This is a genomic window from Collinsella sp. UBA1693, from assembly GCF_002320115.1.
GTDB lineage: Bacteria > Actinomycetota > Coriobacteriia > Coriobacteriales > Coriobacteriaceae > Collinsella > Collinsella tanakaei.
Genome location: NZ_DCJT01000013.1, coordinates 107,175 through 130,915 on the forward strand (window position 1 = coordinate 107,175; position 23,741 = coordinate 130,915).

Sequence of the window (23,741 nt, forward strand, 5' to 3'; positions counted from 1 at the left end):
TTATGCTTCAGGCACTCTTGCTCGCCATTTGGGCGGGTCTGTGCACCTGGGACCAGTTTGGTCCCCACCTGGGCTTCCGCAAGCCCCTGTTGGCGTCCGTGGGCGTCGGCATCATCCTGGGCGATATGACGACCGCCATCATGATTGGCGCGACCATGGAGCTCATGTGGCTTGGCGTTAACAACATCGGCGCCTACGTTCCGCCTGATGTCATCTCCGGCACCATCGTGGGTGCTGCTCTGGGTATCATGGGCTCCACCGACACCGCCAGCGCCATCGCCCTGGCAGTCGCGATCGGTATCCCCACCGCCACCCTGGTCCAGCAGCTCAACATCCTGGTCATGACCACCAACGTCTCGCTGGTTCACGCCGCGGACAAGGCCGTCCTCTCCGGTAAGTTCAACGCCGTCAACAAGTACTTCTGGGCAGGCGCCTTCTGCTTCTTCCTCACCCGCGCCGTCCCCGTCTTCATCGCGACCGGCATCGGCTCCTTTGTGATCGAGGACATCATGGCCTTCCTGCAGAATCAGGTGCCCTGGGTTCTCTCCGGCTTCTCCACCGCCGGCGGCATGATGCCCGCCGTTGGTCTGGCGATGCTCCTCACCATGATGATGAAGAAGAACATGTGGATCTTCCTGCTCATCGGCTTTGTCATGGCGGCTTTCCTCAACGTTCCCACTGTCGGCATCGCTCTTGCAGCCTGCGCAGCCGCCGGCGTTTGGGACGTCATCACCGAGGGCCAGAAGAACCAGCCCGCCCCTGTAGCCGCAGCGCCTGCTGACGGCTCCGAGACGGAAGAGGAGTATGATCTCTAATGGGAAAGATTTCAAAGTCCACCCTGAATAGGGTTCTGCTCAGGACCCAGGGCTGCCAGTTCGCCCACAACTACGAGCGCATGCAGTCCCTGTCCCTGACCTATTGCTTCGCCCCCGTCCTCGAGGAGCTCTACAAGGATGCTCCCAAGGAGGAGCGCGTCCACGCCATGCAGCGTCACCTTGAGTACTTCAACACCCACCCGCTGGCGATCCCCTTCATCCTGGGCATCACCGCCGCCATCGAGGAGTCTACGGACGAGGACCAGAAGGACACCGTCGTCGGCATCAAGACCTCTCTTATGGGCCCCTTCGCAGGCCTGGGCGACTCGCTGCTGAACCTCACCTGGTTCCCCATTGCCGGCTCCATCGGCGCTTCCATGTGCGTCGACAACGGTTCCATCGTGGGCCCGCTGGTCATGTTCCTGCTCATCAACCTGCTGTACTGGCCGCTGAAGTACTTTGGCCTGCACAAGGGCTATGAGATGGGTATGGATCTGGTCGAGAAGGCTGGCGTGGCCATCTTCGACCGTCTTGGCAACCTTGCCAACGTCCTGGGCGTCATGGTCACCGGCGGCCTTATCGCCACCACCGTCAAGCTCAAGCTCGCCGTGCAGTTCGCCTTTGGCGAGGGCGACCCGCTGGTTCTCCAGGACCAGCTGGACAAGGTGCTGCCCTACGCGCTGCCCGTCTTGCTGACCTTCATTTGCTACCGCTTGCTCAAGCGCGGCCAGGGCAAGAACTCCGCCCAGATCATCATCGGCTTGATCGTGTTCGCGCTGGTGTTCGCCGCCATCGGCTTCTACTTCCCCGCGTTTAAGATCTTCGCTTAATTCCCGTTTCAGCGACTATTCCAAAGCGCCCAACCTTCAAGGCGCGCTTCCTTCCCTGGGGGCGCGTCTTTTTCGGCTCAGGACAGCGCGTCCTGCGAGCCCCCAGGCAGGTCGTGTTGTCCTGAGCCGAAACCTTTTTGCCCTGGTGCCGAGCCGTGTGCCAAGGCGCTCTATCTGGACGAGGTCCTCGTCCAAAAACAATCGCGTAGACCAACGTATATGTTGAAAGGGAGAGTCATGAGAACGGTATTGGTGCTGATGGACACGCTGCGTCGCGACGTGCTCTCGTGCTACAACCCCCAGACTGAGGTGAAGACGCCCAACCTGGACAGGTTTGCAGAGCGTTCGTGCGTGTTCGACAACCACTGGATTGGCTCCGCCCCCTGCATGCCGGCTCGTCGCGACATCATGTGCGGCCGCTACAACTTTCTTGAGCGCCCCTGGGGTCCCATCGAGCCCTTTGACGTGACGCTGCCCCAATGCCTGCGCGCGGCCGGCGCCTTTTGCCACATCACTACCGACCACTGTCACTATCTGCGCACCGGTGGCGAGGGCTACCTGCAGGAATTCAACACGTGGGATTACTATCGCGGGCAGGAGGGCGACCCCTGGGTGAGCCGCATCGACGAACCCGATAACATGCCGGAGACCTTTTACGGCCGCGTGCGCGAGCAGTATCAGAAGAATCGCCAGAAGTGGCCGCATGAGGAAGATATGCCCAGCCCCAAGACCTTCCAGTCCGCATGCGACTGGGTGGAGGACAACAAGGGCAAGGATGATTTCTTCTTGATGGTCGAGGCTTTTGACCCTCATGAGCCCTTTGACGTGCCGGACAAATACATGGAGATGTACGGTGGCAAGGGCGAGCTTGACCGCGATTACTTCGAGACCCCGCAGTACAAGCGCGTCTCTGACACTGACCTCAACGCCGGTGCGGTCGATTACATCCAGCGCCGTTACCAGGCCCTGGTCACCATGACCGATCACTGGTTTGGCAAGCTGATCGATAAGCTGGACGAAAACGGCATGTTCGAGGACACCATGATCATGGTCACTACCGACCACGGGTACTTCTTGGGCGAGCGCGACTACATGGGCAAGAACTACATGCACCTGTATAACGAGCTGGCGCATCTGCCGTTCATCGTCCACTTCCCGGGCGGCGCGCGCGCCGGCGAGCACGCGCACCAGCTTACCCAGGCGATCGACATCATGCCCACCGTGCTCGAGGCACATGGCTGCAAGGTCCCCCGCGAGGTCACGGGCACCTCGTTGGTTCCGCTGATGACGGATCCGGACGCCCCCGCGCGCGACTACGCCCTGTACGGCGTGCATGGCATGACGGTGAACGTTACGGACGGCCGCTATACGTACTTCCGTGCGCCGGTTGAGGGCAACCAGCCCTGCTTTGAGTATGCGGCGCTGCCCCATACCATTCGCAAGAAGATGGGATCCGACTGCCCGGAGAAGATCGAGTGCGGCCGTTTCTTTGCCCGCACGGCCTATCCGCTGTTCAAGATTCCCTGCAAGCGTCCAGCGCAGATTGAGAGCGCCGCGCCGCTGGCAGAGGTTGCCCAGACCATGCTCTTTGACCTTGAGAGCGACTATGGTCAGAAGAACAACCTAGCCGGCCAGGGCTTGCCTGAAGAGCGCGAGATGATCGACTTGTTGCTGCGCGGCCTTGAGGAGCACGAGTCTCCTGCCGAGCAGCGCGAACGCCTGGGTCTATAGCCCTGTAGCTGATTAGATATCAAGCCGGTGGGCGCGCAAGCGTTTTGCCGGCTTTCTCATTGCGATATCTTGGAAGATGCCAAATAAGGAAGGAGGTGTGCGATGGGGAAGAGCAATGCTGCGCCGTCCTCTAATCGTCCTAATGTGCTGTTGGTGATGTGCGATCAATTCCGTGGCGACTGCTTGGGGATTGATGGGCATCCGGACGTGAAGACGCCCTATTTGGATACGCTGGCGGCCGACGGCGTGCTGTTTGAAAACGCGTATTCCGCCTGCCCCAGCTGCATTCCGGCGCGCGCCGGGCTGTTTACGGGCAAGACGCCCCAGCACCATGGCCGCGTGGGATACCAAGACGGTATCGATTGGAATTACGACCATATGCTGGCCCAGGAGATGCGCGACGGCGGATACCAGACCGCGGTGGTGGGCAAGATGCACGTGCATCCGCCTCGTTTGGGTTGCGGCTTTGAGCACATGCGCTTGCACGACGGCTACATTGGGCACTACCGCAAGGCGAACCTGCCGCATTGGATGCACCAGACGGTGAGCGATGATTACGTGCGCTTCCTTAAAAACGAGCTAGGCGAGTTCGCCGACGTCAACGGTTCCGGCGTCGAGAACAACTCCTGGATCACGCATCCCTGGATCTATGAGGAGCGCCTGCATCCCACCAATTGGGTTGTGGACGAGTCCATCCGCTTTTTGGAGACGCGCGACCGCACGCGCCCATTCTTCCTCATGACCAGTTTTGTTCGCCCTCATCCGCCCTTTGATGCGCCGGCGTCCTATTTTGACTTGTACCGCGATATGGACCTGCGCGAACCCGCCCGCGGCGATTGGGACGACGAGGCCGCGACGCAACGCGACGGCATGGTGTTGGACAGCGTGCACGGTTGCCGCGACGCGGAGCTGCGCCGCGAGGCCATAGCCGGTTATTATGCCTGCATCACGCATCTGGATCACCAGATTGGCCGCTTGATCACCGCATTGGAGAACGACGAGACCTACCATGACACCGTCATCATCTTCACGGCGGACCATGGCGAGATGCTCTTCGACCACAGCTTGTTCCGCAAGGTGCTTCCATACGAGGGCAGCGCGCGCATTCCCCTTATCATCCACGTGGGCAAGAACGTGGCGCCGCGCGTGGTCCGCACCAGCGACAGTGCCGTGGAGTTGATGGATATCATGCCCACCATGCTGGAACTGTGCGGCATCGATGTTCCAGAAGACGTGGACGGCGTTTCGCTAGTGGGCGAGTTGACTGCCGGCGAGGCGATTTCTCGTCCATACGTGCACGGCGAGCATAGCCGTGATATGGAGCAGTCAAACCAGTACATTGTGACGCCGCATGACAAGTACATCTGGTTTACCCAGACCGGTCGCGAGCAGTATTTTGACCTGGACGCCGACCCGCGCGAGGAACATGACCTTATCGCCGACGAGGCGCATGCGGATCGCATCGCCCAGCTGCGCGCCGCGCTTGTGAGCGAGCTTGAGGGCCGTCCCGAGGGCTATGTGGTAGACGGCAAGCTGGTGGTTGGTCAAAAGCCTGCTACCATGCTGTACCAGTAAGCGCCGCCAAGGCGCCCGCATACGCGATTGCGTGCGCGGGCGCCTTGATGTGAGACGGGGGATAGACATGGATATGAAGGTCATTGGCTTTGCGATTTTGGGCCTCGCTATTGCGGGAACCATCTTTATGGAAGTTAAGAAGCGCACCATCTTTGCCAAGATCGAGCATTACTTTAGCGAGCAGGATTACGCAAGCTGCCTTGCGCTTTTGGACAAGACTTTGACCCAGATGGTCTACCCCCGCTATAACCAGCTTTTTATGAGGCTCAACTGCCAGATGGGCCTTGAGAACGTAGGCGAGGCCACTCGCATCATCGACGAGATGATGGGCCTTAAGATGAACCGCGAGCAGCAGTTGGCGCTGTACAGCAAGGCATTTGCATTCTTTGTTGAGAACGAAGATAAGAGCCGTGCCAAAAAGGTGCTGGAGAGCATTGAGAAGATGGGCGACGAGGGGCTGGCGCAGGTGAGCCGCGAGACCTTCGAGATCTTCTTGAACCATTCGGACAAGTACCTCGACCAGATGCTCGCCAGACTCGACAAGGCGGGCGAGGGCGAGCGCCTGCGCCTGTACCAGCTCATCGCCGTCCAGTATGAAAACAGAAACGACAGTGCTTCTGCGGATGCCTATTACAAAAAGGCCGTCGACGCGCTTGAAGCACTGCAGAAATAGCGCATAAAGGAACAGGGTTAGCACCGCGCTATGACCTTTCTTGTCGCAGCGATCGCGTTCTTCGCGTCCGCCATCGGAACCATCTGCGGCAGCGGCGGCTTTGCGGGCTGTAAGGTGAACAGCAGAATCGATGACCGGGCCGTGGACAAGCTCATTATTGGCTTGATGGTTGTTATCATGGGTATCTGCGCGTTTAACATGGTCAAGTACATGGGCGTCTAGCGTTTGGGTATCAAGTTTCTATTGGCTTTTGCCCATCGACCGCCTAAATCTGCAGCGTCTGCGGATAGCGAAATCAAGGAGAAGAATCGTATGGATCTGTTGGCTCAAAAGGATTCCTGGTTAGTCTACGCCCTATTCGCCATCGGCGCCGTTATGCTTGTCTACACGTTGTACCTGCTGGTTGAGCAGCGCCGCTCACTGGTGTTCGAGGTTTCGCGCGGTCCGTGGACCTATGTGGTATCTGTCGGCCTTATTGTGTTCGCTGTCGGTTACTACTTCTTTGCGGGCCAGAGCCTTAAAGAGATCGCGACGGGTTCCGTGTTGTTTGCTTTCGCCATCTTTATGGCGGCGGTGCGCAACGGCGTCGGCCGTACTGGCGTGTACATCGACGGCGTGCGCTACGCTTGGTCAAAAGTCGATGCCGCGCGCGTTGCCAAAGATCATGGCAACCCGGTTGTCACTTTTAGGATCAAGGATATCGAGCGTCCCATTCGCCTGCCCGGTTGCGATGTCAAAGAGGTCTCTCAGTTTGTGAGCGAGATGGGGAAGTCTTACGGCTTCAATGCCAAATAGGGCATTCGCTTTGCGCCTCGTGCGTTCGCGCGCCAGCTCGACTCGTCCCGCGACTATTGTTTTCGGCATATGCCTGATACGGACCGCCTTAACGCCTTTTCAAGAATGGCGTTAAGGCGGGTTTCTATTTTGCAGCGCCCAAGCGTGTGGCACGCTTCGCTTGTGGTGGGGTGGGTGTGGAGCGAGCGATTGAAGGCCTCTTGCTGCGCTGATTAAGCTCGCGGTGCCCGTCCGGCAGGATGGTGGGGTGGCGAGGTAGCGGGACCAAATAGCACGTTAGTGCGGAGAGGGGTGAGTGTCAAAAAGTGCTTTAGTGCGGAGGTTGGGACAAATAGTGCGTTAGTGCGGACAGGAGGCGGTCCGGCGATGGATTTTTATGCAGCAGGCAATATCGTCCAAGTAATCTAGCTCGGGTAATGTTAGGTTCTTATTCATAAGGTACCCCGCCTTTCACCCTCTTTCACCGCACTAATGCACTATTTGACACTTTTGGAACCGCACTAACTAACTATTTGTCCTAACCTCCGCACTAAGCCATTATTTGGCACACCTCGATTCCGCACCAACGTGCTATTTGGTCCCGGCAGGCGCTTGGGACTGGGCGAGCCGCCGCACTTTCTAACGTGCTATTTGTTCTCGGCAAAATTAATCCCCCGGCGGGCGGTTGGCCGGCCGGGGGATTATCTTGTGCAAGCTGTCGAAGTGTTGGCTTACTCGGAGGGTTCTCCGTAGGCGACCACTACGTTGATGGTGTCGCCCGTCTTGGCGGAACCGGTGGGGCTCCAGCTGATGACGTAGTCGGGGTGGATGCCCTCGTTGGTGCCATCGGCATAAGAGAAGCTGGGAACAAAGCCCGCATTCTTCAGCGCGCTCTCGGCCTGAGCCTTGGTCATGCCGGAGAGGCTGGGGACGGAAACGGAGCCGCCGGTCTGGCTGCCGGAGCCGGAGTTATCGCTCGAATCGTCATCGTCGCTGCCTGGCTTCTTGCCCTTAGAGATGGTGATGGTGATTTCGGTATCAGGGGCGGCGGTACCGGTGTGGCTTTGAGCCATGACCGTTCCCTTGTCGTACTCGTCGCTGTAATCCTCGGCGTAGGCAACCTTAAAGCCGGCGTTGGTCAGCTCGTTGGACGCCTTGGCCTTGGTCATGCCCAGGACGCCGGGAACAGCCTGCTCATCGGGGCCGGCGGAAACCTTGTACTCAACAACGGTGTCGACTTCTACCTCTTCGCCCTCGGCAATGGACTGCTCAAAGACTTCGCCCTTGTCCGCGTCGTTGGCCTCGGTGACCGCCTTGCCCTTAAGATTCGCCTGCTTCAGCGCGGCTTCGGCGGCTTCTTGGGTGCGACCGACGAGCTTGGGAACCGTGGTGGTCTCCGCGGGCTTCTCGCCCTTAGAAATGACCAGGGTCACTTTATCGGTAGTGTGGACTGACCTACCGCCGTCAGGGGTTTGGTCGCAGACCTTGCCCTCGTCCTGCTCATCATTGAATTCCTGGGTGATCTCTACGTTGGTGATACCCAAAGAGCGCAGGTTGTCGACGGCCGCCTCTTGCTCCCAGCCAATTAGGCTGGGCATGTCGACGGTCTCGCCGCCGCCAAGGAATTGGCTGGCAGCAAAGACGGCGAAAGCGATAACGGCGATAACGCCCACTACGATAGCGGCGATCTTGCCTTTACCCATGCCGTTGTCAACCGGCTCAAACCCGTTTGTGCTCGAGGGCGCTCCGCCGCGGGCGGCGTTGCGGCTTGCTGGGCGAGCGGTGGTCTGCGCTGCGGCGGGACGGGCCATCATCTGGGTGGAGTCGTTCATCACACGGGTCTCCGTAGCGCCCATGCCCGCTGCGGCGCCGATGACGCGGGTGGGCTCGGGGACGTCGACGGTGCGACCGGAGAGGTAGGTGTTCAGCACGCCGCGCAGCTCTTCGGCGGACTGGAAGCGATTTGCGGGGTCCTTTTCCATGCAGCGCAGGATGATGCGCTCGAGGCTTGGGTCTACGCTGGAGTTGATCTGGCTGGGCGGCACGGGCATCTCGTTGACCTGTTTAAGGGCAACGGAGATGGCATCATCGCCGTCAAAGGGAACGCGACCGGTGGCGCACTCGTACATCACGACGCCAAGCGAGTAGATGTCGCTCGTGGGGCCAAGCTCCTGGCCGCGCGTCTGCTCCGGGCTCACGTAGTGGGCGGTGCCCAGCACGTTGTTGTCCTGGGTGAGGTGGCTGTTCTTGGCGCGGGCGATGCCAAAGTCCATGACCTTGATGTTGCCGTCGGGCTGGACCATGATGTTTTGCGGCTTGATATCGCGGTGGACGATTTCATGCTTGTGGGCAACAGAGAGGGCGGCGCAGATCTGCGAGCCAATCTGGGCGACCTTCTTGGGGTCCAGCGCGCCGTGGCTGCGGATGCCGCTCTTAAGGTCCGTGCCGCGCAGGTATTCCATGACGATGTAATAGGTGTCGCCATCCTTGCCCCAGTCATAGACGCCGACAATGTAGGGGCTTTGCAGGCCGGCCGCCGCTTGGGCCTCTTGCTTGAAGCGCGCGGCGAACGTGGCGTCGCCGGCGTATTGCGGCAGCATGATCTTGACCGCGACGGTACGGTCCAAAACCTGATCCTGCGCACGGTAGACGGTGGCCATGCCGCCTGATCCTACCTTGTCTTTGAGAAGGTATCGACCTCCCAAAACCCTCTGCTGTTCCATGTGAGCTGCTCCTTTAAACCTCTGAGCGTTTTAACCAAACAATACGGGATGCGATGCGTGCGAAGTTATTAGTGAGGCACCCTATCACAACCCTTGCGCGGAGAGTGCGGCGGAAAGTACCTGACTGGCTACGTAGGTGGCTTTGACGCCGTGCACGTCGTAGTTTTCCAACATAACGGAAATCGCCACGGTGGGCGTATCGTACGGCGCGAACCCAACAAAGACGGAGTTCACGTGGGTACCGGTTTCTGCGGTGCCGGTCTTGCCGGCAACCTTGACGCCTGCGACCGCCGCGGCGCCGCCCGAGCCCTCCTCAACAACGTCGAGCATGGCTTCCTTTACCTGCTGGGCGGTGCTGGAGCTTACGGCTTGGCCAAGGGAGCGCGGCTGCGTGCTCTTAATGACCGTGCCCTCGGGCGAGAGGGTCTGCGCGACCACGTAGGGGTTCATGGCGATGCCGCCGTTGGCGATGGCTGCCGCCATGACCGCGTTTTGCATGGGCGTGGTCTGCGGGCCGGCAGTGTGCCCCTGGCCCACGGGCTGGCCGGCGCCCGCCCATGCCAGCTCCCACTCGGTCATCAGCGAGGGGTCGGGCATGATGGAGGCCGCGGTCGAGAAGTCTAGGCCAAGGGACTGCCCGTAGCCAAAGGCGTTGGCGTACTGCACCAGGGAGGTGGCGCCTACCTGGTTGGCAACCTGGCCAAAGACTACGTTGGACGAGACCGCGAAGGCACGGCGCAGCGAAATGGTGCCAAAGTTGGCGTTCTCATAGTTGGTGACGTCGGCGTTGCCGATCTCCATGCTGGAGGGGGCGCTGTAGGTCTCCTGTAAGCTGGATGCGCCGGTGTCAAGCGCGGCGGCGAGCGTGATCACCTTGAAGGTGGAGCCCGGCGTATAGAGCGCCTGGGTGGCACGGTCGTACATGGAGACGCCGGATTCCTCGGTTGCGCTGATCGAGGCCTCGACGTCGTTGTTGTCGTAGCTGGGCGCGGTGGCAGAGGCCAGCACGGCGCCGGTGCGCGGGTCGAGGACCACGATGGCGCCGCTCATGCCGGAGAGCGCTTGCTCGGCGGCCGACTGAATGCGCGAGTCGATGGTGAGCTTGACGGAATTGCCCGGCTGAGAGATGCCTGCGAGCGAGTTCACCGCATTCATCCAGCTGGAGTAGTCCTTGGAGCCGGTGAGCGTCTCGTTCATGGTGCTCTCGACGCCGGCGGTGCCGTAGCGGGTGGAGTAATAGCCCACCACGTTGGCGGCAAGGTTGCCGTTGGGGTGGGAGCGGCTGTATGTACCGTCCTCGTTCTGAATGGATTCGGCCAGCGTCACGCCATCGGATGTGATGATGGAGCCGCGTTTGACGTAGGCCGCGCGCGCGATGCTGTGGTTGTTGATGGACATGTTCTGGTAGTCCTTGGCCTTGAACACTTGGATGTAGGTGAGGTTGCCGACAAGGATCGCGAACAGGGCCGTGAAAGCGAAGACCGCTACGGTAAGACGTTTGGCGAGCGCGACTCGTCCCAAAACGCCGGATTCGGGTGTGTCGAGCAGGCGGCGGCGCAGACGGGAGCCGGGGCGCGCGTGCGATCCACCAGCGGAGCCGGTGAGGCCTGCGGCGGATGCGTTGCCGCCATAGACGCGGGTGCCCGCCGCGCTGACGCCGCCAGGGACGGGGACGTCCTGCGCGGCCATGATGCCGGTGCCGGAGAGCTCGGCTTCGCGGCCCGTGGCCTCGTCGCCGGCGCGCAGCAGGAGCGCAACGATGATGAAGCTCGACAGCAGCGAGGAGCCGCCCTGGCTCATGAAGGGCAGGGTGACGCCGGTAAGGGGGATGAGGCGGGTGACGCCGCCGACGATGAGGAACGCCTGGAAGGAGATTGCCGCGGTAAGGCCGCTGGCGCAAAATGCGGCGAGGTCGGACTTGGCGCGGGCGGCGGTGGTGAGGCCGCGCACGGCGAACAACATGAACAGGAACAGGACCGCGGCGCCGCCCAGAAGGCCCATCTCCTCACCGATGGCGGAGAAGATGAAGTCGGACTCGACGATGGGGATCAACGTGGGCATGCCCTTGCCAATACCCGTGCCCACCAGGCCGCCATCTGCCAGGGAGAACAGCGACTGCACCAGCTGGTAGCCATCTCCGGAAGGGTCGGCGAACGGGTCGAGCCAGATCTGGAAACGGGTCTGCACGTGGCTCATGACCTTGTACGCCCCAAAACCGCCCACGGCCAGCAGCGCAAAGCCGATGACGACGTAGGAGATGCGGCCCGTAGCAACGTAGAGCATCAGCAGGAAGATGGTGTAGAACAGCACGGCGCTGCCCAGGTCGCGTTCAAAGGCAACGATGAGCATGCAGATGCCCCAGACCACAAAGAGCGGCAGCAGCAGCTTGAGGCGGGGAATCTTAAAGCCCAGCACCTCGTGGTTGGAGATGGAGAGAAGCTCGCGGTTCTCGGCAAGATAACCTGCTAGGAAAAGGACGATGAAGACCTTTGCGAACTCGCCTGGCTGGATGGAGAAGCCGCCAATGGTGATCCACAGCTTTGAGCCGTAGATCTCCGTACCGATAAAGATGGGTAGCAGCAGCAGCAAGATGCCTATGGCACCCAGCGAGTACTTGTATTTTTTGACCACGTCCAGGTTTTTAACCAGCGCAAGCGTTATGACCATAAGGACAATGGAGGCAAAGAGGATGATGAGCTGGTTCATCGCCAGCTCTGGCTTGACGCGCGTAACAAACGTGATGCCGACGCCCGAGAGCAAGAAGACCACGGGCAGAATCGCGGGGTCGGCTCCGGGTGCCAGGATGCGCACGGCGATATGGGCCGCGGCAAAGGCGGCGAACAGGCCAAGGGGCACGGCGAGCGTCTGGAACGTCAGGGCGGTTCCGGTGGTGATCACGTACATGGCGTACAGCAGCACCACGGGGAACGCGGCCGAAATCAGCAAGAAGAGCTCGGTATTGCGGCGGCTGCTCACTGGGCATCGCCTCCAGAGGTCGGGTTTTCAGCGGACGAGGAAACCGAGTTGGCGACATCGCCTGAAGAGGCGGTGCCGGGGATGGCGCTGCCGCTATCGGCCTCAACGCCAGAGCGCACAACATTGGCGTCCTGTATCTGCTTGCTTTGGTCTTCGTCAATCTGCTCGCGGTATTTGGAAACCGTCTTGGCCGCGGCCTCGACGCTCTCCTGGGGAATGCCCTCGCGCAAGCGGTTTTGGGTGTCCTCGGGCAGGTCGCTTAGCATGACGGACGTCTCGTCCTCAAGCCAGTGCAGCTCAAAGCCCATAACCTTGTTAGGGACGCCCTTGTAGATGGCGACGGCGTCGTCCTTGACGCCCAGGTACACCGAGTTGGCGACGGATGCCAGCGCGATGACGCCTATGAGGGCGAGCAGCGCGACGACGGCGCTGATGACGGCGATAACGTTGCGGCGGCGACGCTTGGAGATCTCGCGCAACTTGCCATCGTCTACCACGTCTACCACCACGACGGTGCAATTGTCGGAGCCGCCGGCGGCCAGCGCTGCATCGACTAGATTGTCGGTGCAGATTTGGGCGGTGGACGATTGGGTGGCGATGTTTTCGATCTCGCCGTCGGGAATCATGCTGGACAGGCCATCTGAGCACAGGATAAGGCGATCGCCCTCTTCGATATTGAGGGAGAAATGGTCCGCGTACATGGCGGGGTCCGAGCCCAGCGCGCGCGTGATAACGGAGCGGTTGGGGTGGACGCGAGCCTCGTCTGCGGTGATCTCGCCGGCGTCTACCAGCTCCTCCACGTAGGAGTGGTCGCGGGTGACGCGGATGAGCGTGCCCTCGTGCAGCAGGTATGCGCGCGAGTCGCCTACGTGGGCGATAGCGATGGTGTTGCCCTCTATGTAGGCGGCCGTGGCGGTGCAGCCCATGCCCGGCTTGCCCAGGCCGTTGAGTGCGGCTTCGATCACCGCGGCGTTGGCGGCTTCGATGGCTGCGCCCAACAGGGCGGGATCGGCGGTATGCGGAGCTGTTTTGGCGATGGTCTCCACGGCGATGGAACTCGCCACCTCGCCCGCGGCGTGGCCGCCCATGCCGTCGCACACGCAGAAGAGCGGCGATTGGACCAGGTAGGAATCCTCGTTATGCGAGCGCACGCAGCCCACATCGGAGCGCGCGCCCCACATAAGCTGCGTGGTGGTGCCGGCGTCATAGGTTGAGTCGGCATCGATGAGGTCGTCCGTGATGGGGGCGAAGCTCTGGGTGGAACCGGGGTCCTTGAGCTTGGCCTCGACGGCGGCGACGTCTATCTCCGCGGTGTCCGCGGGCGAAGTTTCCGCCTGTGCGTCGTCCTCGTCTTCATTGGCGCGCTGCGGCGTATGGGCTGCAGGGGCGGCTGCGCGCGCGGCGTCTGCAGCGTCAGCGGCGTCGACGGAGCTTGCGGCGCCGGCGCCGGCATCGGAGGAGCCTGCGTCGCCGGATGGCGCGGCATCCTCTGCAGAGGCCGCGTGCTTGCCCACGGGCCCGGCAGCCGCTTCGAGAAAGCCGGGTATCGAGCGGGCCTCGCCCACGTACTCCGCCGACGCCTCAAAGAGGTCCTCGCTGTGCGAGTGCTCGGCATGGGAGCGGTCCGCGTGGGGTCGCTCTGCACGAGGGGCGTCTTCTTGGGGCGCGTCTGCGTGAGAGCCGGCGGCAAGCGTGGAGGCAACGTGGGCGGCGGCGAGCGTCTCCAGCTCATCGTCCGCCTGTGCGTTGGCCTGTGCAACGTGCGCGGCGGCAAGCGCCTCGAGCTCGTCTGCGGGCTCGAGGTCGAAAGCGTCTGCAGGGCGCTGCGTGAGGTTGTTCTCCTCGTCCGTCATCGGCGGTTCACCTTCATGACAACGTCGCCGATCTGGACCTCGTCACCCTCGCGGAGGGTGGCGGGCTCGACCAGCTGGCGACCGTTGACCAGGGTGCCGTTGAGCGAGTTGAGGTCTTCGATGACCAGCGCGGGCCCCTGCAGCGAGAAGCGGGCGTGCGATGCCGAGACAAACGGCTCGTTGATGCAGATGTCGGAGCTGGGGGAGCGGCCGACGATGACCGGGCCCAGCATGTCCACGTGGATGCCGCGGATACCGCGCGGGCCCTTGTCGACGTCGATGGTCCAGATCGCGGAGTCGCGACGCTGGCCGCGGACCAGGCCCACGCCCGTCTTCATGACGGCAAACAGGAAGATGTAGAGCAGGATGACCAGGACGATGCGTCCCGCAAACAGGATCAGGTCGATCATATGGCGGCTCAGCCCCTAAACTCGAACGTGCTCAGGCCAAAGGTGAGAAGGTCGCCGTCGCGCAGCGGGCAGCGCGAGATGCGGCGGTTGTTGACCAGGGTGCCGTTGGTGGAGTTGAGGTCCTCGATGGACCAGTCGCTGCCCGTGTAGGTGAGCTGCGCGTGTCGGCGGCTCACGTTGGGGTCGCGCAGGACCACGTCGGCGGCGGCGCGCTCGCGGCCCACGATGCAGCGGGCGCCGTTGATGCCCAGCGCCTCGCCGGTCACCACATCGACCAGCTGGGCTCGCGGCTGCGCCGGTTGCTGGGGGCGGGGGGACGTAACGCTGGGTACGGATGCCGCAAGGCCGGCGGCGGCCCCGGCGGCAGCGCCTGCGGCGGCGGCTCCGCCCAGGCCGGCCATCGCGTCGCGCGTCATGGTCTGCGGTACGGGGATGGGGGCTGCGGGGTCGATGGGGTTGGGTGCAAACGGGTCGGCTGCCGGTGCGAAGGGGTCTGCGGGGGCAAACGGGTCTGCCGCGGGCGAGGGCACGGAAGAAGCAAGGTCTCCCTGTTGGGAGCCCGCGCCCGCAAAGGCTGCGGCGGGCTGCGTCGCCGGACGGGTCTCGACGGGGGCGGGGACGCGCTGGGGCTTCTGCGCGCCGGTGAGGCCCTTTTGGTAGGCGCGCTCTTCCTCGTACAGGCGACCCAGGGTGGGGGCGTCCACGTTCTCGGCAAAGACGGAGAAGCGGCCGCTCTTAAGCGAAGGGTCGATCATAAAGCGAACCAGGGGCTCGCCCACAAAGACATAGCGCTTTTTATCAGCCTGCGCCTTGACCAGCTCGCTCACCTCTGCAGAGAGCTGCGGGTAATAGGGCGCCATGAGGGGATCGTCCTCATTGGCGATAAGGATGGTGTAGAGCGCCGGCGCGGTGTTGACGCCGTTTATAACCAGCGTCTGATCTTCCATCTCGCGCGCGGCCTGCCGGGCGAGCTTTTTGAACGAGAACGGCGCGCGCGTGGCGCCAAAGATGCCGGCGACGCGGTCTTCGAAGATATTGAGGAAGTTCACGAACGATCACCTTCCGGAACATGCTTATAGCCAAGTGTGTATGCACATATCCAAACGATTATAGAGGAAAGCCCTCCGCTCGCCCCCGCTGTTAGGACCTGCGCCGTTGACAAGCTGGCAATTTCCATAGGGTGCGCAAGACACAGCAACGCGGGGGAAACGGCCAGCGGCAGCGCGTACGCCAGTGCAAATGCGCCGGTTCCGAGGGAATCTTGGTATCGATTCCAGGCGAGGCGGTGCGCAAGCGAGATGCCCGCTGATAGGGCTGCGGCGCCCGCGATTGCCATCAGCGTGTCCGGCGAGGCTAGGGCCGCAAAGGCGACATCTATAGGAAGCTGGCCCGCGCCTTGGGACGCGGCGAGCATGAGGGCGGAGAACGCGGTGCCAAGAGCGATCGAGACCGCGGCGGTGACCGGCGAGAGGAAGTAGCCCGCCGCGGCCGCGACCGGCGCCAGCGCGGAGGGGCTGCTCGCGACGACGGAGAGGGCCATGCACGCGGCCAAGGCCATCGAGGCGGCGGGGACGGTGCGGCCCCACACCAGCCACCAGGCGGCGGCGAGGGCGAAGATGAGGACGATGGTGGGGATCCCCGCGAGGGACGCGGTGGCGCTGGTGACCGTGAAGACCAGGCCGGCGAGCGCCAGCGCGGAGCCCATTTGCGGCGCGGCTCCCGCGGCGGCTCCAACAGCGAGCGCCGAGAGCAGGCATGCCAGCGGGTTTGCAACGCCTACGGTCTGCATGAGGGAAAATGTGACGGCAGCGACGGAGGCGCCGGCGACAAGGCCCATGGCGATGCGCCGGGCGCGCGGGTCGCGGCTGCCCAGGTGGCCTTCTGCAGGGTCAAGCTCCCAGGTGCGCCTGGGCGTCAAGGAGTCTTCGTCCTGCGATTCCTCCTCGTCCGACGTAAGTTGGTCGATCATGCGCGCAAGGCTCTTGCGGCCCTCGCGCGGATTGCCCAGGTTGTACAGAAAGCGGTCGCCAAAGTCCAAGACGGAGGAGATGCGCATGGCGGGGTCTGGGTCCAGGGCGCTCAAGAGCGCTTGCTCGGCGAGCTCCGGCAAGTCCGGTAAAAGGGTGCCGGGTAGGACCACGCCCTCGTTGATGCGGGTCATGGAGTCGATGGGCGAGCCGGCGCGGAAGGGCGCGTCGCCGCAGAGCGATTCGTAGAGGACGCAGGCGAGCGAGAAGATGTCGCTGCGTTCGTCCACATAGTCGCCGCGCAGCTGCTCGGGCGGCATGTAGCCGATGGTGCCGCCGCGCGCCCCGCCAAAGCCCGCCGCGCTGGTGAGGGTCGCCATGCCAAAGTCGGTTATCTTGACGTGCCCGCTGCGGTCGATCAGCACGTTGGCGGGCTTGATGTCCAGATGGAGCACGCCGTTCTCGTGGGCGTAGGCGACGGCCTGCACCAGGGCGTCTGCGATGCAGGCGGCTTCATCGTAGGTGAGCGAATTGCCCTCTACCTGCGAGAGGAACTCTTCCAGCGACATGCCGTCGACGTATTCCATAACCAGATAGGCGTACCCGGCATCATAGGTGAAGTCGATGACGGAGACGATATTGGGATGCTGGAGCATGCTTGCCGTGCGCGCCTCCGCGAGCGCGGTGCGCGTGGTCTCCGCTGTGGCGCGCGTGTAGGGCGACGCCAAGGGCATGCGCTTGATGGCGACGCGCCGCTGCAGGCGCCCGTCCAGGCAGATTTCGACGCTGCCAAAGCCGCCGGCGGCCCGGGTTTCGAGCGGTCGATAGCGCTTGAGCAGGGCAGATGCCGCCGTGCCCGCAGGCTGTGGCGCGGGGGCGGGGGCCTGCGCGAAGTTGGCGCGCCGGGGTTGCTGAGATCCCTGTTGGGGCCGTTGCTGCACCCGTTGCGGCGATCGCTGTGACGAGAAGAGTGGCATGAAGATGCCTTTCTGGTGCGTTTGAAGTGTGTCTAAGGCATGCGTTGCCGCATTTTATCACGCTGCAGATGGCGGAACCGTGGAGGTATGGAACCGCGAGGCGCCGCGCGCACGCCGCGCGGTGTCTGCCCGCATCCCGCTCGTGTTCCTGCCCGTACGGGGCGGGCCCGGCTCCGCTTGCGATGAGAACCACAAACGGTCGTTTTTCTGGCTTGGAGACAAAGGAAAAAGCGTCCATTTGTGGTTCTCACGAAAAATGCGCGACGGACGGGTCTGAACAGCGCCGGCCGGGGGCCGGGGACGGCGCCAGCCGGGGGGCGGGGAGATGCTGATTGGCGATCAGGAGTTGAGGCGGAGAACGCCATGCGCATCAAGCAGCGCTGCGAACTCATCGGGTCTGTATACAAGGGGGAACGCGAAACGGAAGATGACGGGGCGATACGTCGTAATGCGGGCCTCTCGCTCTCGTTCGGCCATTACGGTGCCAAGGTCGAGCGGGGCCCCGCTCTTGCTGGCATACTTGCCCTTGCCGTCAAGTTCCCCCAGGATAAGGTGGTCACCTACGTCCCATCCGTAATCTATCCTGTACTCGATTGAGGGGTTGAGCGGGTCTGTGAGGCGCACTTGCAGGTCAGGCGTCTTGAAACCCAGCTCGATCATGGCACCGCGCGCGTACGATTCCCCTCCGTTTTCGCTGAGCCCGTTTGCATGCGACATCGTCCTGAGTGCTTTCTGGACCCCCTCCTGGTCGTGATAGCGCCGTTCGATCGCGCGGAGGTAGCCCTCGCGCGAGGTCCGAGTGGTTCGAAGGGCGGAGTCCGCTATGGCAAGTCCTTGGGGGAACGTGCAGCTTTTTAGGCAATCGAATAGCGTTCTGGTCATGTCGGTGGCGCGCAATCCCATGACGGTTCTGATTTCGAACGAGTCGACGGCGTGGTGGACGATATCGTTGGTGATCCGGCTTCGGTGCGAGATTACGTGGACGGGTTTTAGAAGGCGGTTGGAGAGCTCGAGGCCATGAATCAGGGCGGCGCTGAAGCTGCAGAAGACCCATGCTGGATGCAGATGTTGCAGCCCGCGGATAATGCGCCATGCTTGCGCCCGCTTGGTCATGTCCGCAGATTCCCATCGGGCGGCACTGACGAACAGCCCTTTTGCGGGCTCCTTTACGCTGCCGGAGCTGACGCGGGCGCGCAGCAGCCTTTTCAGGTGGCGATCGCGCGGGGCGAGGCACATCCCTTTCGTATCGGCTTCCGCGAGTAGCGTATCGAGCGTCCGATCATAGGCTTTACTCATGGATCGTCCTCACTCTTCCATATGCATGCCCATATGCATGTGTTGCTGGATCGCGCGCTTCCCATGCGGGGACGGTATGGGAAGCGCAGCGCAATAAAGGATGGAGGATGCTGCAGCAGAGAATCTTCCGCATATTGTCCTAATATGTGCGCTCTATAGGCGGCCAATCTGCTTTTACGAGCTGCGTTGGCGGCGTCTCCGCGATGTCGGGGGTTCCGCAAACGGCAAAACGCACAAAAGGAACGCTTTTTCGCATGATGACTGGCTGGAAAAGCGTCCTTCTGTGCGTTTCATCAACATTGTCGTCAACATTGAATAGCTCTGTAGCTCTGGACGAGCCGGCGGGGGTGTCCGCCTATCGGTTGGGCGTATCCGGTCCCATGGAGCCGGCGGGATAGCGCTTCGAGGCGAGGAAGTCGCCAAACTCCGCGGCGGTTCCCAGGGTGAAGGAGTCGACGGGGAACGCCACGCCGTTCACGCCAAAGATGGCGACGAACATGGCGTCGTCGTGCTGGAAATCGGTAAATTCGGAGAACTCGTAGCGCTGCGAGCGATCGTCGGAAGCAAAGACGATCGCCGCTTCATCGGTTACCACGATGCGACGGTGGCGCCCGCCCATCTCGCTCTCGTCCTTCTCCATGGAGCGAATGTAGCGCCGGGCGAGGTTCTGGTACATGTTGGAGCGGTACCACAGGCTGTACGCGCCCACGGCGACAAAGAAAAAGCCGGCCCAATGCAGCGACTGCGGCGAGAAGATCCACAGCAGGCCAATCGCGATCTCGATGCAGCCCATCAAAAGCAGGGCCCCGCGGCGCTTTGCGCTCACCTGCATGCGCGCGAAGCGGGTGAGGAGGTCGTCGGTGTATTCGTATTCGCAGATAAAGCGCGGACGGCGGCGCTCGGCGGAGCCATCGGCGGGGGCGGTCCCGTCTACATTTTCAACGCGCGCGACGGTATCGATGGGGGTGGTTGAAGGGTCGGTCGAAAGATCGCTCATGTGGCTTCCTCTCCATGCGGCCGTGCGTATAGCCGCGCCCGCCAAAAGGTATCATGGGTAAACACGCATCCGGCGCGGTCGCGCGCCGGCGGTGCGGTAAGCGAGTATATACCCTGGGAGGTGGACGAATATGAGCGCTGACTCGGCAGAGGCGGCGACGCGCCTGGCGGCATACGACGCCTTTGCGCGCGATGTTCGCAGCGAGCTTGCCCAGACGGGCGAGCGGATGGAGCGGCTGAGGTCCCAGGGCAAGGTCAAGAGCGCCACCTACCGGCAGCTCTTCGCTATCCGCTCCATCCTGCGAGACATTGACCGCAGGCTTGCGGAGCGCGGGCTGTAGCCCCAGGCCTTTGCGTTTCCCGTTCATCCTCGCGCGCATACGCGTCGTTGTTTCAGCATGTTATAAGGAGGAGAGCTCCCATGGAGTCGCTCTACAGAAAATATCGTCCGCTGACGTTTGAGAGCGTAGTGGGCCAGCAGCATATTGTGTCCACGTTGCAGCACGCCGTCACAGAGGGGCGACTGTCCCATGCGTACCTGTTCTGCGGTCCGCGCGGAACGGGCAAGACCACCATGGCACGCATCCTGGCCAAGGCGCTGCTGTGTCAGAAGGCCCATGGCGACCATGGCTGCATGCCAGATGGCACCTGCCCGGAGTGCGAGGCCATCGCCGAGGGCGCGCACCCGGATGTCTACGAGCTGGACGCCGCAAGCCGCACGGGCGTCGATAGCGTCCGCGAGGAGATTATCAACTCCGTCAACTTCGCCCCGGTGCGCGGCACCTATAAGGTCTACATCATCGACGAGGTCCACATGCTGACCACGCAGGCGTTCAACGCCCTGCTCAAGACGCTGGAGGAACCTCCCAGCCACGTGGTCTTTGTCCTGTGCACCACCGATCCGCAAAAGCTGCTGGACACCATTTTGTCGCGCTGCCAGCGCTTCGACTTCCACCGCATCTCAAATGAGGACATTCTGGCCCGCATGCGCTACGTGTGCGAGCAAGAGGGATTCTCATATGACGAGGAAGCGCTGGAGATTGTGGCCAAGCACGCCCGCGGCGGCATGCGCGATGCGCTTTCCACCCTGGAGCAGCTCTCCGTCTTTGGTGGGGGCTCCGTGCGCCTGGCAGATGCCCGCTCGCTTTTGGGCGAGGTGTCCTCGACCATTCTCGCCCAGTTCGCCCGCGGCATCGCGTCGCGCGACGTGGTTGAGCTCTTTGGCTTGGTGCGCACGCAGGTGGACGAGGGCAACGACCTTATGGAGCTCGCGCGCGACCTGGTGGGGCACGTGCGCGACGTTTACACCGCTTTTGTCGCCGGCGCCAAGCCCGAGCTGCTAGATTGCACGCCCGAGGAGGCGGCGGCGCTTAAGGAGGAGGCTTCTCTCTTTGAGAACGCCGACCGCTTGGCGCGCGTCTTGACGGTTTTGGACGATGCCGCGCTTGAGATGCGCAACGCCAGCGATATGCGTCTGGTGTTGGAGATCGCCCTCACCAGGTTGGCCCGTCCGGAATCTGATTTGACGCTTGAGGCTTTGGCCGAGCGCCTGGATCGCCTGGAGGCAAGGATCGCCTCCGGCGTGCCCAGCGCGCCTATGGACGCTGCGGCGCTCGCCGCGCTGGGCGGTGCCGTCGCCTCCGCTTCGTCCAGCGGCGCCAGCCGCCCCGCTACCTCGGCGCCCGCGGCTTCTGCTGCCGCCCCCGCCGGCGCGTCTGCCGCCGCTCCCGCCACTGCGCCGTCGCGCCCTGCGCCCCAGCCGGCTGCATCAAGCTCTGGCGACCTGCCTTGGATGAAAAACGCGCAGCGCCCCGCGGCATCCGTCGCTCCGGCGGCAGCGCCAGTACAGTCGCAGCCCGCTGCCCCCAAGGCCGCGCCCGCGCCGGCACCCGCCCCGGTGCAGCCCCAGCAGCCGACCCAGCCCCAGCAGCCGACCCAACCCAAGCAGCCGGCAGCCGCCCCTGCGCCTCGTACCGCCGCCGCGCCTGTAAGCGCACCGATGCCCGTTGCGTCACAGCCTGCGCCGGTGCCTGCCTCTGCGCCCGCGGCTTCGCCGTCGGCGCCCGTCACCGATGCGGGCGAGCTGCAGCGAAAGTGGACGGACGTTGTGAAGCGCGTGGTTGCCGCCCATCCTTCCCATGGCGCACTGCTGCAGAGCGCTCACGCGGCTTCGGACGATGGCTCCAAGCTGGTGGTCGAGCTTCCCGCGGGGTCCGGCTTTGCGATGAAGATGCTTGCTCGCAAGGACTCCCAGTCGGTCATCATCCCCGTTGCGGTGCAGGTCTTTGGGCAGCGCGAAGTCGAGTTCACCATGGCTGGCGCGCCCGCGCCCGTGCCTTCCGCACCGGCCGCCGCCCCCGAGCCCGCCGCCGCCCCCGCGAGCTCCCCGGCTCCCGTCCCGCAACAGCCAGCTCCGGCACCGGCCCCCGTGCCCGCAGCAGCTCCCCAAGCTGACCATACAAGCGGTCCCACCGTTGTTGCCGAGCGCGATATCGAGGCGGATCGCAAGGCATGGGAGGATGAGCAGGTTCCCTATGACGACGCCGCGATTGCCGCCTATGAGGGCGACGCGGACGTTCCGCCCGTGGACCTGCCCGCAGACGCGCCCGCGACGCCGTCCGTGCCCGCGCCGACGGCGGCCCCGTCCGCGGCTCCAAATCCCGCGCTGCCCGCATCTGCCCCCGTCGCCCCGTCTGCCCCCGCGGCTGCGCCCGGAACCCTGCCGTGGGCGACCCACCCCGGCGCCGAGGACCAGATTCCAAAGAACGAGGAAGAGGCCAAGTCCATGTTGGGCGACATCTTTGGTCCCGGTATCGTGTTCAAACCTGGCGAGTAGCCCCGCCTTGTTTCCGGCTGCCGTCTTCCATCGCAAGCCGCTTACCGCGGTCCGGCGGTTTCCGTTGCGGACGCGCCTACGGGGGACGTGGCGCTACGGCGCCCTCGCGCGCGTGGTACCATGCCAAACGTAAAAGAAGCGAAAGCCGGGGCCACCCGCGCCCCTCGACCAGACAGGAGTCCCCATGGCCGGAATGAACATGCAGGAAATGATGAAGCAGGCCCGCAAGATGCAGGAGCAGCTTGCCCAGGCGCAGGAGAGCATGAAGGACGTCACCATCGATGCTTCCGCTGGCGGCGGCATGGTCAAGGCGACCGTCAACGGCGATCTCGAGCTGGTCTCCATCCAGATCGACCCGGATGCACTCGATCCCGAGGATGTCGACCTGCTGCAGGACATGATCGTCGCCGCCGTCAACGAGGCTATCCGCGGCGTCAGCGAGGTCGCCAGCAAGCAGATGAGCTCCATCACCGGTGGACTCAATATCCCCGGCATGCCCTTCTAGTTTCCGCGCGATTGGACGAGTAGACGGAGATGTCAGCAGACCGCAGCTTGCAAATACTCCTCGATGAGCTGGGGCGGCTCCCGGGCATTGGCCCTAAGTCCGCCCAGCGCATCGCGTATCACCTGCTGGAGGCGGACGCCGAGGAGGCGCGCCGGCTGGCCCATGCGATTTTGCAGGTGAAGGAGCAGGTTCATTTTTGCAGTCGATGCTTTAACTACGCTACGGCGGACGAGTGCGATATCTGCACGGATTCCACGCGCGACACCACCCGCATCTGCGTGGTGGGCGAGCCGCGCGACGTGTCCGCCATCGAGCGCACGGGCAGCTATCACGGTCTGTACCACGTGCTGGGCGGCGTCATCAGCCCCATGGACAAGATCGGACCGGACCAGCTGCGCATCCGCGAACTCATAGGACGTTTGGGCGCAGAGGACATCCAAGAGGTCATCATTGCGACCAACCCCAATATCGAGGGGGAGACCACTGCGAGCTATCTCGCCCGCACCATTAAACCCTTGGGCGTGGCGGTGAGCCGTCTGGCGAGTGGGCTGCCCGTGGGCGGCGATCTTGAGTATGCGGACGAGTTGACCCTGGGGCGTGCCATCGAGGCGCGTCGCACGTTATAGCGACAGCCGGAAAGGGGCGGTGCCTTCGGGGCGGTCGCGTTGGTGTTTCAAGGCGCGTCTTACATGCGATTACATTTTGGCCAGAAGTGATACTTGTATTACTTCTGGCTACTTTTAGCTGTAGAAATGGTAAATGGTAATATCCAGATAATCTGGGTATTACCATTTACCATTTTTC

At 62.9% G+C, this 23,741-nt stretch carries 19 protein-coding genes; 11 read left to right on the forward strand and 8 right to left on the reverse strand.

Going from position 1 to position 23,741, the window contains the following annotated elements; all coding sequences use genetic code 11:
* Positions 1-2 precede the first annotated feature (2 nt).
* From B3H65_RS09525 to B3H65_RS09555, 7 genes are all read left to right on the forward strand, one after another.
* Entirely contained in the window at positions 3-815 is an 813-nt protein-coding gene (locus B3H65_RS09525; RefSeq protein ID WP_009141167.1) for a PTS mannose/fructose/sorbose/N-acetylgalactosamine transporter subunit IIC, read from the forward strand.
* The gene (locus B3H65_RS09530) at positions 815-1,645 is read left to right on the forward strand and encodes a PTS system mannose/fructose/sorbose family transporter subunit IID (protein ID WP_009141168.1); all 831 of its coding nucleotides are present in this window, start codon (positions 815-817) and stop codon (positions 1,643-1,645) included. The genes B3H65_RS09525 and B3H65_RS09530 overlap by 1 nt, the downstream gene beginning before the upstream one ends.
* A 237-nt stretch (positions 1,646-1,882) precedes the next feature.
* Complete coding sequence (locus tag B3H65_RS09535) at positions 1,883-3,376, forward strand: sulfatase (RefSeq protein ID WP_286685054.1); 1,494 nt, start codon at positions 1,883-1,885, stop codon at positions 3,374-3,376.
* 102 nt (positions 3,377-3,478) lie between these two features.
* The gene (locus tag B3H65_RS09540; protein ID WP_286685055.1) at positions 3,479-4,951 is read left to right on the forward strand and encodes an arylsulfatase; all 1,473 of its coding nucleotides are present in this window, start codon (positions 3,479-3,481) and stop codon (positions 4,949-4,951) included.
* A 67-nt stretch (positions 4,952-5,018) separates the two neighbouring features.
* Positions 5,019-5,624 (forward strand): hypothetical protein, encoded by a 606-nt coding sequence (locus tag B3H65_RS09545; protein WP_286685056.1) that lies wholly within the window; start codon positions 5,019-5,021, stop codon positions 5,622-5,624.
* Between the two features lie 30 nt (positions 5,625-5,654).
* Complete coding sequence (locus B3H65_RS09550) at positions 5,655-5,846, forward strand: hypothetical protein (RefSeq protein WP_117679887.1); 192 nt, start codon at positions 5,655-5,657, stop codon at positions 5,844-5,846.
* A 90-nt stretch (positions 5,847-5,936) separates the two neighbouring features.
* Positions 5,937-6,419, forward strand: a complete 483-nt coding sequence (locus B3H65_RS09555) for a hypothetical protein (RefSeq protein WP_117679886.1) — start codon at positions 5,937-5,939, stop codon at positions 6,417-6,419.
* Positions 6,420-7,129: 710 nt separating this feature from the next.
* Here B3H65_RS09555 and pknB read toward each other — a convergent pair.
* The 8 genes from pknB to B3H65_RS09595 all read right to left on the reverse strand — a co-directional run bounded on the left by pknB (position 7,130) and on the right by B3H65_RS09595 (position 19,597).
* The gene (gene pknB, locus B3H65_RS09560; RefSeq protein WP_286685057.1) at positions 7,130-9,121 is read right to left on the reverse strand and encodes a Stk1 family PASTA domain-containing Ser/Thr kinase; all 1,992 of its coding nucleotides are present in this window, start codon (positions 9,119-9,121) and stop codon (positions 7,130-7,132) included.
* Positions 9,122-9,205: 84 nt separating this feature from the next.
* Positions 9,206-12,097: an FtsW/RodA/SpoVE family cell cycle protein gene (locus B3H65_RS09565; protein WP_286685058.1), complete on the reverse strand. Its 2,892-nt coding sequence runs from the start codon at positions 12,095-12,097 to the stop codon at positions 9,206-9,208.
* The gene (locus B3H65_RS09570) at positions 12,094-13,950 is read right to left on the reverse strand and encodes a Stp1/IreP family PP2C-type Ser/Thr phosphatase (protein WP_286685059.1); all 1,857 of its coding nucleotides are present in this window, start codon (positions 13,948-13,950) and stop codon (positions 12,094-12,096) included. The genes B3H65_RS09565 and B3H65_RS09570 overlap by 4 nt, the downstream gene beginning before the upstream one ends.
* Positions 13,947-14,360: an FHA domain-containing protein gene (locus tag B3H65_RS09575; protein WP_009141177.1), complete on the reverse strand. Its 414-nt coding sequence runs from the start codon at positions 14,358-14,360 to the stop codon at positions 13,947-13,949. Before B3H65_RS09575 ends, B3H65_RS09570 begins: the two co-directional genes overlap by 4 nt.
* A gap of 8 nt (positions 14,361-14,368) precedes the next feature.
* Positions 14,369-15,409, reverse strand: coding sequence for an FhaA domain-containing protein (locus B3H65_RS09580; RefSeq protein ID WP_117679882.1), 1,041 nt, complete (start codon positions 15,407-15,409; stop codon positions 14,369-14,371).
* On the reverse strand, positions 15,406-17,304 hold the full coding sequence (locus tag B3H65_RS09585; protein WP_286685060.1) for a serine/threonine-protein kinase: 1,899 nt from the start codon (positions 17,302-17,304) through the stop codon (positions 15,406-15,408). Before B3H65_RS09585 ends, B3H65_RS09580 begins: the two co-directional genes overlap by 4 nt.
* A 339-nt stretch (positions 17,305-17,643) precedes the next feature.
* Complete coding sequence (locus B3H65_RS09590) at positions 17,644-18,600, reverse strand: hypothetical protein (protein WP_286685061.1); 957 nt, start codon at positions 18,598-18,600, stop codon at positions 17,644-17,646.
* Positions 18,601-18,955: 355 nt separating this feature from the next.
* The gene (locus B3H65_RS09595) at positions 18,956-19,597 is read right to left on the reverse strand and encodes a hypothetical protein (RefSeq protein ID WP_286685062.1); all 642 of its coding nucleotides are present in this window, start codon (positions 19,595-19,597) and stop codon (positions 18,956-18,958) included.
* 130 nt (positions 19,598-19,727) lie between these two features.
* Here B3H65_RS09595 and B3H65_RS09600 point away from each other — a divergent pair, with 130 nt between their 5' ends.
* The 4 genes from B3H65_RS09600 (at position 19,728) to recR (ending at position 23,563) form a co-directional block, all read left to right on the forward strand.
* The gene (locus tag B3H65_RS09600) at positions 19,728-19,937 is read left to right on the forward strand and encodes a hypothetical protein (protein ID WP_009141183.1); all 210 of its coding nucleotides are present in this window, start codon (positions 19,728-19,730) and stop codon (positions 19,935-19,937) included.
* An 80-nt stretch (positions 19,938-20,017) separates the two neighbouring features.
* The gene (gene dnaX, locus B3H65_RS09605; RefSeq protein WP_286685063.1) at positions 20,018-22,432 is read left to right on the forward strand and encodes a DNA polymerase III subunit gamma/tau; all 2,415 of its coding nucleotides are present in this window, start codon (positions 20,018-20,020) and stop codon (positions 22,430-22,432) included.
* 184 nt (positions 22,433-22,616) lie between these two features.
* A complete protein-coding gene (locus tag B3H65_RS09610) occupies positions 22,617-22,937 on the forward strand; it encodes a YbaB/EbfC family nucleoid-associated protein (protein ID WP_009141186.1) in 321 nt (106 codons plus the stop codon).
* 29 nt (positions 22,938-22,966) lie between these two features.
* Complete coding sequence (gene recR / locus B3H65_RS09615; protein WP_009141187.1) at positions 22,967-23,563, forward strand: recombination mediator RecR; 597 nt, start codon at positions 22,967-22,969, stop codon at positions 23,561-23,563.
* Positions 23,564-23,741 lie beyond the last annotated feature (178 nt).